Here is a 12,621-nt window from a genome sequence, read left to right as displayed (position 1 = left end):
CGCCCCCTAACGCCCAATCCACTGGAGCTGCAAAGGCTTGTCGGGTCCTCCGGCAGCTTCGGCCATCCACGGGGTCGACTCAACGGCGGGCGCGCGAGCGCGCAGCTTGTTATCCAAGGACAAAGCGTTCAAAAACTGGCTCTGCGAGCCGCTCAAACGCAATGTAAGCAGCACCGTATCGTCGGTGATGGCGAGCAGGTCATAGGAACTCACAACAGCCAGGGTGCGGAGATAATCCAAGGCTTTACGGTAGGTACCAAATTCATTGACGGGGCTGATCTGAATATACAGCTGGGCAGCGGATTCCGCCTTGGAATCCAGGGCATAACGGCTGGCGAGTTCGTCGGCCAGTGGAGCCAGCGCCTGCTGTCCGACCAACGCTGCATCTACTCCCCGATATTCATAAAGACGACTTCCTCCTTGTTGGAAATATTGCCAAGTAGTCCACCACTCACCGGAGAAACTGCGGGCATAGCGTCCGACCAGAATCGTGTCTGCAACATATCTCTCCGAGGCACTGAGAATGGCCTCTTCGTCAAAACTCCACACCTGTTCAGCCGAGATCGCCAGTTGGTCATCCAGGTCGAGCAAAGGCAGCAACAAAGGAACACCGCGTTGTTTGGCGGCAGCGGACAACCCCTGCATAACAGGGCCATTGGGATCATTGATCAGACGTTTGCCTTCTGTCGCATCGTCCTCCACCAGCCACACCAAGGTGCTCGGGCGGTTCGCTGGCCAATAGGGCAAACCGGCTTCTTTGATAATGCGCTCGATAACGGCGGGCGAAAAACTCATCACCAGATGCTCGACCCGGCGTCCATCGCCACCTCGCACCAATTCATATTGGAATTGCTGGATATGGCGACTGGCGTTGCTCAGAACTTCTTGAGTTGCGGGGTAATCATCGAGTTGGGTGACTCCCGACATACGCACCAACACCTCGCGCAGACCTTGCGCCGCGGCGCGGTTCCGCTCACTGGTGGATTGGGAACTGACGGGGACGGATGCACTGAAATAGCTGGAAGTATCGGCGTAGGAATTAGCACCGTACGACAAAAGCACCATCAGGCAGAGGTTGCAGAAAAACGCAAACCGCAACTGCGCGGGTAGTGTCATAAACAGGGTTCCGGTGAGCCTATAGAAAAAGAGCGGGCGATTGTAACAAGGCGCCAGAGTGACTTAAAGCAGCCAAGTCTCTCCTGAGACATGCCGTTTCAATATCTGTTGCCAACCCCCAATGAAACCTTTCGTTTGGCTCCATCCTGCATCCAAGTCATCATGGCTGTTCGCCCACCTGAACATTGCTGGTAGAATGCCGGCTTTTTCCGCGCCAGTCGGCGCAAGCTGTGAGATGGGCAATTCTATGAGCGACACGCAAAAGCAATCCTTAAGTTACAAAGACGCGGGTGTGGATATCGACGCCGGTGAGCGACTGGTGGATCGCATCAAATCTGTCGCTCAACGCACCCGCCGCCCCGAAGTATTGGCTGGTCTGGGTGGATTCGGCGCCCTATTCGAACTGCCCAAGGGTTACCAGGAGCCCGTTCTGGTATCGGGCACTGACGGCGTCGGCACTAAACTGCGCTTGGCCATGCAATTGCGCAAGCATGACACCATTGGTATCGACCTGGTGGCCATGTGCGTGAACGATCTGGTGGTCGGCGGCGCCGAACCTCTGTTCTTCCTCGACTATTACGCCACCGGCAAACTGGATGTCGATACTGCCGCAGATGTGATTAACGGAATCGGCAAAGGCTGCGAATTGTCCGGCTGCGCCCTGGTCGGTGGTGAAACCGCCGAAATGCCCGGTATGTATGAAGGCGAAGACTACGATCTGGCTGGCTTCTGCGTCGGTATCGTGGAAAAATCCAAAATCCTCGACGGCAGCAAAGTGAAGCCCGGTGACGTCCTGCTCGGCTTGGCATCCAGCGGCCCCCACTCCAATGGTTACTCACTGATTCGCAAAATCCTGGAAGTCAGCAAAGCCGATCTCAATCAGCCGATCGCTGGCCGCACCCTTGCCGAAGCCCTGCTGGAGCCGACCCGCATTTACGTCAAATCCCTGCTGCAAGTGTTGAAGACCCACCCGATCAACGCCCTGGCGCATATCACTGGCGGCGGTCTGCTGGAAAATATTCCGCGCGTCCTGCCCGATCACACCAAAGCCGTTATCCAGAAAAACAGCTGGCAGTTGCCCGAAGTGTTTGCCTGGCTGCAGCAACAAGGCAATGTGGCTGAGCGGGAAATGTATCGCACCTTTAACTGCGGTATAGGTATGGTGGTTTGTGTACCGGCCGACGCAGCGGAAGACACCCGCCGCGCATTGGAAGCCGCTGGCGAAACAGTCTTTACGCTCGGTCAGATCGAGCGCGCTGACGCAGAAGAACCCTTCGTCGAAATCGTATAAGCCATCAGCTACTGCCCCTCACCAGAGGGGCAACACTCCAAACACGCCAGAATTTCCCTTCTATGAAAACACGTGTAGTGGTCCTTATCTCCGGTAGCGGCAGCAATTTGCAGGCGTTGATCGATGCCGCCGCCAATGCGGATTACCCGGCGCAAATCGTCGCCGTTATCAGCAATAAATCCGACGCTTACGGTTTGGTCAGAGCACAGAACAGCGGCATAGCGACCGCCGTGTTGGATCACAAGGCGTTTGCCAGCCGCGAGGAATTCGATGCCGCTTTACGGGACAAAATCGATTCCTACCAACCGGATCTGGTGGTACTCGCCGGTTTTATGCGGATTTTGACTGCGGATTTCGTCAACCACTATCTCGGGCGCATGCTGAATATCCACCCTTCCCTGCTGCCGCTCTATCCCGGCTTGCACACCCATAGACGTGCAATCGAAGCCGGCGATGCCACCCACGGTGCGACCGTGCACTTTGTAACAGCCGAACTGGACGGCGGACCTGCCGTGGTACAAGCCGAAGTGCCGGTGGAACAAGGCGATACCGAAGAGTTGCTCGCCAAACGCGTGCTAGCGCAAGAGCACCGCATTTATCCCTTGGCGGTACGCTGGTTTGCCGACGGGGATCTGGTGTTTCGGGATGGCAAGGCTTGGTACAAAGGAGATGTGATTCCAGCGAGCGGAATCAAATTTAAATAGAGGAGCATATGCCCTTTATTATAAGGGTGACCCCTTCTCGCTGCAGAATCAATGCAGCCCTTCTCCCAAAACAAAACGCCCGATGTACTCAATCGGGCGTTTTAGTAAATCAGCATCCACTTTCAAACTATCTCAAAAATGCATTCAACTGATTTTTAAATAGCCATTTATTAATGCGCTTCCACTTTTTGTTTACCACAGCGGACGCACTGATAAACTGTCACCAGCTTGCCTTGCTTCACGTCGAATTTCTTTTCCGTCACGATCTTCCATTTATGAAACCCCTCGCGACACAGGGTTCTGCCTTTGAATTTTTCTTCCGCTGAAGGGCGTTTAAAAGGAAGGATCACAGCCATATTCAACCTACCTCAAATTCTTTGTTAAACGCATTTGCGCGGTGGAAATGTCTTACCCAACGTAAAAATGATGCGTGAGACATTGGCGAAGCCAAGGCAAATCCCTGGGCAACGGAACAACCGAGCGAGCGCAGCACCTGCAATTGCTCCTCCTGCTCGACTCCTTCCACCACCAGATTCATACCGAGTTCCCGGGTAAACGCCACCAAGCCTTTCGCCATGCGACGTGCATCCGGGTCTTGCACAATACCGCGATACAAACAAGGATCCAATTTAATGCAGTCCAATTGGATCTCGTGCAAATGAGAAACCGCAAAAAGGCTAGCACCGAAACCGTCCAGCGCCACTTTTACGCCCAGTTCCCGCAACGCCTTGACCAACTCGCCTGCGGCGGATGAATCCTGCAGCAATGCTGCGCCGGAAAATTCGATGGTCAGCATTGATGGCGGCAACTCAGTTTCACGCAAAATCGCGCTAACTTCCTGCGCAAATTCAGCAACCGCCAGAAAATGCAGGTTGGCAATATTAACCGAAACCGGAACACTTAAACCGAATTCGAGTCGCCATGTTTGACATTGCTGACACGCTTCGCGCAACACCAGAAGATCAATGGCTTTCAGCAGACCGGACTCTTCGGCAAATGACAAAAAATCTCCCGGCAACATCAGGCCGCGCTTATGGTGATGCCAACGCACCAGCACTTCGCAACCGGCCACCTGGTTTGTTTCCAAATTCACCTGCGGCTGGAAATACAGTTCCAACTCGCGGCGCTGCAAAGCCAGTTTTAATTCGTGGTGCAAACGGTGTTTATTCAGATTGGCCGTTCCCATCGCCGGATCGTAAATCGCCAAGCGATTTTTACCCGCCTCTTTCGCGCAGTACATAGCAACATCGGCATTGCGTTTTAATTCATTCAAATCGGTTCCGTGCATGGGGAACACTGCCGCCCCAATGCTTAAACCAATTGTCACACGCCGATTGGCAACGCTGAATTCGTCCTGCATCGCCTGCAACAGACCATCGGCAACGGTTTGAATATGCTCGATGTTCTGTACACTTTCGATCAACACAATAAATTCATCGCCGCCCAGGCGGCAGACGATATCTTCAGCGCGCAGAGCGCTGCGAATTTTATTTGCTGTAGTTTTCAGCAACTCATCACCGACCTCATGTCCATAGGTGTCGTTGATGTGTTTGAAGTTATCCAGATCCAATAACAGGACAGCGAATTGTTTGCCCGCGCGGCGCGCGTGCGCGGCAGCACGGTTAAATTCTTCGTTCAGCAGAGCGCGATTGGGCAATCCCGTGAGTGTATCGTGCAGTGCGCGATAGCGAAATTCCTCGGCCAGTTTTTGCAATTCGCGAGTGCGCTGAACTACCTGTCGCTCCATCATCAAATCGCGCTGTTCAATCTGGTTGAGCATTTGATTAAACGCCTCGCCCAACTGCCCCAGCTCATCGCTGCTACGAACCTCTGCCCGCAAGCTGTAATTGCCTGTCTCCATGACAGCACGGGACAGGCGGTGCAATTGCAACAGCGGCTGCGACACAATTTTCTGTACCAGCCAGGCGACCAAGGCGGCAATCGCCAGGGCAAATAGAAAAGCCAAGGCGGAGTAGGCGCCCATATAGACACTGCGCAGTTCTATATCCGCATAGCTCACTTCCACTTCGAGACGCCCGACTTCACTGCCGCGCCAGATAATCGGCCGGCTGTAATTGACGGAAGAAAATTCGAAACCTTCGGGGTTGGGTAGAGGGGTAAGTTTGCCGGCAACTACCGGATATTGAGACAGCAGCCCACCGTTGCGGTCGTATACCGAGGCGGCGATTATGCCGTGGACGCTGGTGCCATTTTTCAGGAGATAGTCGACGGTATGCAGATCGTTCTGCACCAGTGCGTTAGCGAGATTGCCCGTCAGAATGGATAGTTGCGACTCAACCTGTTCAGCCTTGATGCGTTTAACCAGCCGCAAGTCCTGCACCACGAAGGCCACCAGAACACACAGCAGCGCAACCGTCGAGGCTGCGACAGTAATCAGCGTAAGCTTGACGCTGATATTAAGGTTTTGCAGTCGCGTCATAAGTCGTCCGCACGACAGGCAGTCATCAGTGTGTCCCCAATCTCGTTCTAATTATTTGCTGAATTGCCAGACATCTTGTAGGGGCATTATAAACTGCTCGCCCAGACCTCAAACGAGAGTGTGAACAATTTTTAAACAAATTAGACTTCGATCACGGGATTGGGGCCTGTTGGATCAAAGCATCAGTTTTTGCTGCTAAAACGGCGTCATTGCGATGCAACCCGCGAATCTTATGCGTCCACCAAACGACCGTGGTCTTGCCCCACTCCACCGTAATAGCAGGATGGTGATTATGGACTTCTGCCAAGTCACCGACCTGTTGGGCAAACGACATAGCCTGAGCAAAGTTGCTGAAGTTGAATTGCCGGCGCAGTTTTTTGATGCCCTCTTCGTCTACCACCGCCCACTCAGGAATTTGCGCACGCAGCTCAGCCAACTCCTCATCGGAAAGTGTGGGCGCGCCAACACGGCAGGCTTCACAGGACTCGTTTATTAATTGCGTCATAAGCGCGCTCCTCAAATGGCCGATGATCGGAGATCTATCTGCGACTTAGGAATAAGCCAGCGCTCAATTGGTTCCGCTAGAGGGCTTGGGTGCGTGGGGTGTGGGGTGCGGGGTGCGGGGTGTGGAGAAAAAAAGCCGCCCTTATGGGCGGCAAAGCGGCAGAAACATTAGAGAGAAAAAACCTAAGACTTACCCCACCGCAGCGACTGGTACAGCATGGCGCTCGTAGAGAAATTTCAGCACTGTGGCACGGCACTGCAGATAAACCGGATCTTCCACCAGGTCCACTCGTTTTCTCGGACGAGCCAGAGGAACGGTTAAGATTTCCCCGACGGTTGCCGACGGGCCATTGGTCATCATGACAATACGATCGGACAACAATACGGCTTCATCCACATCGTGCGTAATCATCAAAATGGTGTTCTGCAGCTCGACTTGAATCCGCATAACCTCATCCTGCAATTTCGCGCGGGTAAGCGCATCAAGCGCACCAAAGGGTTCATCGAGCAGCAAAACCTTGGGTTGCATGGCGAGCGCTCGCGCAATACCAACCCGCTGCTTCATACCACCGGAAATTTCCGCCGGGCGTTTGTGCAATGCGTGAGTCATATGCACAAGCTCCAGATTTTTCACAATCCAATCGTGACGCTCTGCTTTGGTTTTGCTGCGACCGAATACCTGATCGACCGCCAAGGCGACATTTTCATAAACCGTCAGCCAAGGTAAAAGCGAATGGTTTTGGAACACCACGCTGCGATCCGGTCCCGGCTCATTCACTTCCTTGCCATCCAAAATTACCCCGCCATTGGTGGCTTTTAATAAACCCGCAACAATATTCAACACTGTGGATTTACCGCACCCGGAATGACCGATGATGGAAATAAATTCACCGCGCTCCACCTTCAAATTGACATTTTTCAAAATATTGTTGGACCGTCCACCGGTATTGAACGTCATATCAACATTTTCAATTCGCAGATAACTCATGATAGTGCCCTCAACCTGCCGAAGTGCCGCGAGTAATAACTTGGCCGAAATAGGCCACCAATCGATCCAACATAAAGCCGACGATGCCGACATAAATCAACGCGATGATAATGTCGCTGATCAATGAAGAGTTCCATGCATCCCAGATAAAGAAACCAATGCCAACACCGCCCACCAACATTTCCGCCGCAACAATTGCCAGCCAGGACAGACCAACACCGATGCGCAAACCGGAGAAAATATAAGGCGCTGCAGCGGGCAGCATGATTTTCCAGAAATAGCCGAAGCGTTTTAAATGGATGACCCGCGCAACATTGCGATAATCCTCAGGAATATTGCGCACCCCGACTGAGGTATTAATAATGATTGGCCATATCGCCGTAATAAAAATCACAAAAATCGCCGATGGATGACTGTCTTGAAATCCCGCGAGAGATAAAGGCAACCAAGCCAGCGGCGGAACAGTGCGCAACACTTGAAAAATTGGATCCAGGCCTTTCATCGCCAGCGAAAATTGGCCGATCAAAACACCAATCGCAATACCGACAAAGACCGCCAGACTATATCCATAAGCCACACGTTTTAAGCTTGCGAGAATTTGCCAACCGAGTCCAACATCATTACCCCCATTATCGTAAAAAGGGTGCATGATCAGTTCGCTGGTTTCACTAATGGTGCGCGAAAAAGAAGGCAGTGACGAATCTGGCGTAGAGCATAATATTTCCCAAAGCCCGACAAATAAAAACAACATTACCAATGGCGGCATAACGTTGCTCACGAATTTTTTGCTTGTCTTCAGAAAAAAGCCAGGTTCTTTGGCGACTTCCTGCACAGGCGGAACTTCGTTGGTTGATGGTGATGATGCAGGCGCTTTTGCCGTTTCAGCAACATCAGGTTTCGCGATAAAACCTGAGTCACCCTCAGGTTTTTTAGTAACAGCACGCAAATGGGTTATGGAAGTCATAGTCAATTCCTATGCGGGAAATCTTAATTAAAACATCAGCTCAGATATTTGATGGGCTGACTATCCAAGTAGGCTTTGGGATTTTCAGGATCGAATTGTTTACCATCGAAGAAGGTTTCGACTCCTCTTGAGGTGGATGAAGGAATATCACTCTCCGCTACTCCCAAAGACTTGGCCGCTTGACGCCATATATCTTCACGGTTGACTTGCTCCACCAGAGCCTTGATATCGGTGTTGGCTGGCAAATACCCCCAGCGGATATCTTCTGTCAAAAACCAGAGATCGTGGCTTTTGAACGGATAGGAAGCTTGATCTTTCCAATAGCGCATTTGGAATTCGCTGTCTTTTACAACTTTGCCATTGCCGTAATCAAAATTGCCTTTCATGCGCTCGATAATGTCTTCGTAAGGCGCATTGATCCAGCGGCGTGAAGAGCAGATGCGAGCCACTTCTTCTTTGTTTTCCGGCTTTTCACAAAACATTTGCGCTTCCATCACCGCCATGGTCAGTGCCAGAGTGGCTTTGGGATATTTTTCGACGTAATCCGAACGCAATGCGAAGGATTTTTCCGGATGGTTTTTCCAGAGCTCACTTGTTGTGATAGCGGTGTAACCAATTTTCTGGTTGATCAGCTGCGCATTCCAAGGCTCACACACGCAGAAGGTATCCATATTGCCAACTTTCATGTTGGCAACCATCTGCGCAGGTGGCACAACAATAGTGGAAATATCTTTTACGGGATCAATTCCGCCGGCGGCCAACCAGTAGCGAATCCAAAGATCGTGGGTGCCGCCCGGGAATGTCATGGCAGCATTAACCGCTCTACCGGATTTCTTTTTCGCTTCCAACGCAGCTTTAAACGATGTTGAGTCAACACCCAATTTCAGATCCGCATATTCTTTGCCGACCGAAATACACTGCCCACCCAAATTCAAGCGCGCAACAATCTGCATAGGCGTCGAAATATTATTGGCCGTCATGGCGCCGGATGAAATCAAATACGGCATAGGAGTCAGAATATGCGCTCCATCAATACCATTTTTATCCGAACCTAAAACCAGATTATCGCGCGTCGCTCCCCAGGAAGACTGTTTGAGAACCTCCACTTCCGGCATGCCGTATTTTCTGAAAATGCCTTTTTCGAGAGCAACAAACAAAGGTGCTGCATCGGTTAAAGCAATAAAACCCAGTTTCGCTTTTTTAGTTTCAGGGCCGCCGCCATCAGCAGCCCAGGCTATGCTTCTCATAGCGGGACTAATAAAAGCGCCGATTGACGCCGCGCCGGCTGCTTTTAAAAGCGTTCTGCGAACTGTGGATGTACTGGAGAGATCTTTGGAAATCGGGTCAAGTTTTTTACGGCTCATTCATCTTTTCCTGGAGGCTGTTGCATCACTTTTGGCGTGCTCATCTGGAGAAATTTTCCTTTCTAACACGCAACCCACATTAATTCGAAGCCAAAATAGATTGGCTATTTGGCTCAACTTCCATCGGCTTTGGGAATTTTGGTCACGACTGTTACCCAAAGCAGATAAAATCAATGCCTCACTAAGATCGCTCCACTTTTGTGGTGCACACGGGGAAAATTTTCCTTGCGATCATCGCTCCTATATATACCGAGATATATCGAGCAGGGCTTTTAAAAGCCGACGTTCCCGTCTGACATATGCAGAAAAAAATTGGTTCTGCAGAAAAAATTCGGTTACTAAAAAGCAGGTTTATTTATGGGATATCAAGGAATGTGCCAAATATAAAAGGCAAAAATAGTGCAGCTGCTTCAAGAAGCTAAATCGAAGTTTCTTTTGACTTTTTTGCTACAGCCTGAAAAAAGCGAGTGCATAATGCACCGGAATGAAGCAACCGATTCCAATTCCTACGGCGTCAAGAGCGCGCACACAGTTCGGAATCTGCGCCAAGTTAGCGCAATAAAGAGGCATTTTGGACCAGCCTGGACAAATATTTTTAAGCGTCTGCTCGATCAGAGCTCAATAAAATTTTGTGGATGTTAAAGAAGGAAGATGAGAGAACGGAGAAGAGAGGGAAAACGAGGACCTCATAGAGGTCCTCATAAGCAGATTATTTGACCGTGATGGAGCCTTCTTCAATCTTGGCTTTCCAGATGCGCGGTCCAGTCTGGTGAACCGATTCGCCTCGGCTGTCTACCGCAACCGTTACCGGCATATCTTTCACTTCAAATTCATAGATGGCTTCCATACCCAGATCCGCAAATGCCAGCACCTTGGAGCCGACAATCGCTTTGGAAACCAGATAAGCCGCGCCGCCGACTGCCATCAGGTACACCGCCTTGTGATCGCGGATAGCGTCGATCGCCGCGGGCCCGCGCTCGGATTTACCGATCATGCCAATCAAGCCGGTTTTCTCCAACACAGTACGGGTGAATTTGTCCATACGGGTTGCGGTGGTTGGACCAGCCGGGCCGACTACTTCATCTCTCACCGGATCAACTGGGCCTACGTAGTAAATGAAGCGGTTGGTGAAATCCACCGGCAGTTTTTCACCGCGCGCCAGCATGTCCACCATACGTTTGTGAGCAGCATCGCGGCCGGTCAAGAGTTTGCCGGAGAGCAACAAGGTGTCGCCCGGTTGCCACTGCTGAATTTCCTCGCGTGTAATGCCGTCGAGGTTGACGCGGCGAACATTGGCTCCCGCCTCTCGCGTGATAACAGGCCAGTCTTCCAGGCTCGGTGGCGTTTGCAGAGCGGGCCCGGAGCCATCCAGGGTGAAATGGGTGTGACGGGTCGCCGCGCAGTTGGGGATTACCGCTATCGCCTTATTGGCCGCGTGAGTTGGGTAATCCTTCACTTTAACGTCGAGCACCGTGGTCAATCCGCCCAAGCCTTGTGCACCAATACCCAAGGCATTCACCTTGTCGAACAACTCCAGGCGCAGCTCTTCCGCGCGATTGCTCGGTCCGCGCTCGCGCAGCTCATGAATGTCGATCGGATCCAGCAGCGCCTCTTTGGCAAGCAGCATGGCTTTCTCCGCAGTTCCACCGATGCCGATACCGAGCATTCCGGGCGGGCACCAGCCTGCACCCATTTGTGGTACAACGTTCAAAACCCAATCCACCACAGAGTCGGATGGGTTGAGCATGGCAAATTTGGATTTCGCTTCCGAACCACCACCTTTAGCGGCAACGTGAATATCAATGGTGTTGCCGGGCACAATTTTGTAGTGGATAACGGCTGGAGTATTGTCGCCGGTATTTTTTCGCGCACCGTCTGGATCAGCCAAAATGGATGCACGCAAAACGTTATCGACATTTTTATAGGCGCGGCGCACACCCTCGTTGATCATGTCTTCAAGCGACATATCGCCTTCGATGCGAACATCCATACCGACATTAACAAATGCAGTCACAATGCCGGTGTCCTGACAAATCGGACGATGCCCTTCAGCACACATGCGCGAATTAATCAGAATTTGCGCCATCGCATCTTTAGCTGCTGGATTAGCTTCTTTTTGATACGCCTCGTAGACAGCGTCAATAAAATCTTTCGGGTGATAATAAGAAATAAATTGCAGGGCATCTTCCACGCTGGCGATGAGATCGTCCTGCCGAATAACCGTGACCATGATGTATTTTTAAACCTCGAATAATGCAAAAATTAGGAAATTAACCGCCTTTTAGTTGAATGAGCTCGCGATTGACTTGCACGCGAAATGCATCGATTGCTTTTATCGCTTCTTCATGAGAAGTCACTTTTTTCCGCAGGTCGTTATCCAACTTGTCGAATTGATTGCTCAAATTCGTCAAGGTTTGAGCCTGAGTTTTATAGGCTTTATCGGCAGAATTAATAACCGCCTGCTGCGCGTCCACTAATTCACTCAAAACTTTCAACTCACCTGTAACGTCTGCGAGCGCCGTTTTGATTTTTCCGTCTACGCCGGCGAAATTCTTCTCCAGTGCGCTCACTTTGGTTTCCAACTGCGTAATCGCTTTGCGATTGCGATCATTGGCAACACCCCAAAGCTTGCGAATTTCGCCCGCATTTTCTTTTACTTGCACCTGCAGCGCAGTGAGGGATTGGGACGACTCGTCATCGGACAGTGCCAAACGCTTTTCCAACTCCGCTATACGTGCATCTGCCGCCACTATACGCGCATCTGCCGCTGCAAGAGCACTTGCAGATTTCTGCAAAGATTGTTGCGTCTGATCCAGTTGCCAATACAGAAAACCAGCGAAGCCCGCCGCAGCCAAAGCAACTATCAGTGCTATGGGACCCAACGGAGAACGCACGACAACCGGACGGGACGATACCGGCGGTGGTACCGGCCGGGTAGATTGGGCAATTGCCTGAGCCTTTCCTTTTTGGGTTGGAGACTCATCCCGATCAAGCGGCAAAGTGGAAATAATCGGGTCGCGACGCTCTGTCATTGAATCACCTTGTAACTCTCAGCCTAACTCTCAATTTGCGTATAAATTGCTACCAATTGCCCGTGACTGCAACTACATACACCCTAGTCAATAACATCACGGGTCATGCGGACAACGAAGACTTCCAAATCGGCAGCTATCAGTGGACCGGCCCGGCGGAAAACGGTTTCCTGGGCGCTCACTAACTATAGGATCAATTTGCGCGGATAAAAAAAAGG

The 12,621-nt window shown here is 51.4% G+C and carries 12 protein-coding genes; 3 read left to right on the top strand and 9 right to left on the bottom strand.

The window, feature by feature from the left end:
* Positions 1-6: 6 nt before the first annotated feature.
* The gene (locus DWB84_RS08805; protein ID WP_187409388.1) at positions 7-1,116 is read right to left on the bottom strand and encodes a DUF2066 domain-containing protein; all 1,110 of its coding nucleotides are present in this window, start codon (positions 1,114-1,116) and stop codon (positions 7-9) included.
* A 247-nt stretch (positions 1,117-1,363) separates the two neighbouring features.
* On the opposite strand from DWB84_RS08805, the gene purM reads away from it, so the two are divergent.
* Positions 1,364-2,407, top strand: coding sequence for a phosphoribosylformylglycinamidine cyclo-ligase (purM, locus tag DWB84_RS08800; protein ID WP_187409387.1), 1,044 nt, complete (start codon positions 1,364-1,366; stop codon positions 2,405-2,407).
* Positions 2,408-2,469: 62 nt separating this feature from the next.
* Positions 2,470-3,111: a phosphoribosylglycinamide formyltransferase gene (gene purN / locus DWB84_RS08795; protein ID WP_187409386.1), complete on the top strand. Its 642-nt coding sequence runs from the start codon at positions 2,470-2,472 to the stop codon at positions 3,109-3,111.
* A gap of 170 nt (positions 3,112-3,281) precedes the next feature.
* Here the strand turns inward: purN and DWB84_RS08790 are convergent, their stop codons facing one another.
* The 8 genes from DWB84_RS08790 to DWB84_RS08755 all read right to left on the bottom strand — a co-directional run bounded on the left by DWB84_RS08790 (position 3,282) and on the right by DWB84_RS08755 (position 12,403).
* The gene (locus DWB84_RS08790; protein WP_187409385.1) at positions 3,282-3,467 is read right to left on the bottom strand and encodes a hypothetical protein; all 186 of its coding nucleotides are present in this window, start codon (positions 3,465-3,467) and stop codon (positions 3,282-3,284) included.
* Positions 3,468-3,469: 2 nt separating this feature from the next.
* Positions 3,470-5,551, bottom strand: coding sequence for an EAL domain-containing protein (locus tag DWB84_RS08785; protein ID WP_187409384.1), 2,082 nt, complete (start codon positions 5,549-5,551; stop codon positions 3,470-3,472).
* A 151-nt stretch (positions 5,552-5,702) separates the two neighbouring features.
* Positions 5,703-6,056 (bottom strand): 4a-hydroxytetrahydrobiopterin dehydratase, encoded by a 354-nt coding sequence (locus tag DWB84_RS08780; RefSeq protein ID WP_187409383.1) that lies wholly within the window; start codon positions 6,054-6,056, stop codon positions 5,703-5,705.
* A 189-nt stretch (positions 6,057-6,245) separates the two neighbouring features.
* Complete coding sequence (locus tag DWB84_RS08775) at positions 6,246-7,043, bottom strand: ABC transporter ATP-binding protein (RefSeq protein ID WP_187409382.1); 798 nt, start codon at positions 7,041-7,043, stop codon at positions 6,246-6,248.
* Positions 7,044-7,053: 10 nt separating this feature from the next.
* Complete coding sequence (gene ntrB, locus DWB84_RS08770; protein ID WP_255428907.1) at positions 7,054-8,007, bottom strand: nitrate ABC transporter permease; 954 nt, start codon at positions 8,005-8,007, stop codon at positions 7,054-7,056.
* Between the two features lie 35 nt (positions 8,008-8,042).
* Positions 8,043-9,371, bottom strand: coding sequence for a CmpA/NrtA family ABC transporter substrate-binding protein (locus DWB84_RS08765; RefSeq protein ID WP_187409381.1), 1,329 nt, complete (start codon positions 9,369-9,371; stop codon positions 8,043-8,045).
* Positions 9,372-10,080: 709 nt separating this feature from the next.
* A complete protein-coding gene (locus tag DWB84_RS08760) occupies positions 10,081-11,601 on the bottom strand; it encodes a fumarate hydratase (RefSeq protein WP_187409380.1) in 1,521 nt (506 codons plus the stop codon).
* 40 nt (positions 11,602-11,641) lie between these two features.
* Complete coding sequence (locus tag DWB84_RS08755) at positions 11,642-12,403, bottom strand: hypothetical protein (protein ID WP_187409379.1); 762 nt, start codon at positions 12,401-12,403, stop codon at positions 11,642-11,644.
* Positions 12,404-12,465: 62 nt separating this feature from the next.
* Here DWB84_RS08755 and DWB84_RS19025 point away from each other — a divergent pair, with 62 nt between their 5' ends.
* Positions 12,466-12,588, top strand: a complete 123-nt coding sequence (locus DWB84_RS19025; protein WP_255428906.1) for a hypothetical protein — start codon at positions 12,466-12,468, stop codon at positions 12,586-12,588.
* Positions 12,589-12,621 lie beyond the last annotated feature (33 nt).

This window comes from Saccharophagus sp. K07, assembly GCF_014336955.1.
GTDB lineage: Bacteria > Pseudomonadota > Gammaproteobacteria > Pseudomonadales > Cellvibrionaceae > UBA5868.
The sequence above is the reverse complement of the archived record's forward strand: the minus strand, read 5'-3'. Positions and strand labels throughout refer to the sequence as shown.

Bases quoted from the DNA above. Each gene is read 5' to 3' on its own strand.
- DWB84_RS08805 (WP_187409388.1), bottom strand. From the start codon at position 1,116: ATGACACTACCCGCGCAGTTGCGGTTTGCGTTTTTCTGCAACCTCTGC.
- purM (WP_187409387.1), top strand. From the start codon at position 1,364: ATGAGCGACACGCAAAAGCAATCCTTAAGTTACAAAGACGCGGGTGTG.
- purN (WP_187409386.1), top strand. From the start codon at position 2,470: ATGAAAACACGTGTAGTGGTCCTTATCTCCGGTAGCGGCAGCAATTTG.
- DWB84_RS08790 (WP_187409385.1), bottom strand. From the start codon at position 3,467: ATGGCTGTGATCCTTCCTTTTAAACGCCCTTCAGCGGAAGAAAAATTC.
- DWB84_RS08785 (WP_187409384.1), bottom strand. From the start codon at position 5,551: ATGACGCGACTGCAAAACCTTAATATCAGCGTCAAGCTTACGCTGATT.
- DWB84_RS08780 (WP_187409383.1), bottom strand. From the start codon at position 6,056: ATGACGCAATTAATAAACGAGTCCTGTGAAGCCTGCCGTGTTGGCGCG.
- DWB84_RS08775 (WP_187409382.1), bottom strand. From the start codon at position 7,043: ATGAGTTATCTGCGAATTGAAAATGTTGATATGACGTTCAATACCGGT.
- ntrB (WP_255428907.1), bottom strand. From the start codon at position 8,007: ATGACTTCCATAACCCATTTGCGTGCTGTTACTAAAAAACCTGAGGGT.
- DWB84_RS08765 (WP_187409381.1), bottom strand. From the start codon at position 9,371: ATGAGCCGTAAAAAACTTGACCCGATTTCCAAAGATCTCTCCAGTACA.
- DWB84_RS08760 (WP_187409380.1), bottom strand. From the start codon at position 11,601: ATGGTCACGGTTATTCGGCAGGACGATCTCATCGCCAGCGTGGAAGAT.
- DWB84_RS08755 (WP_187409379.1), bottom strand. From the start codon at position 12,403: ATGACAGAGCGTCGCGACCCGATTATTTCCACTTTGCCGCTTGATCGG.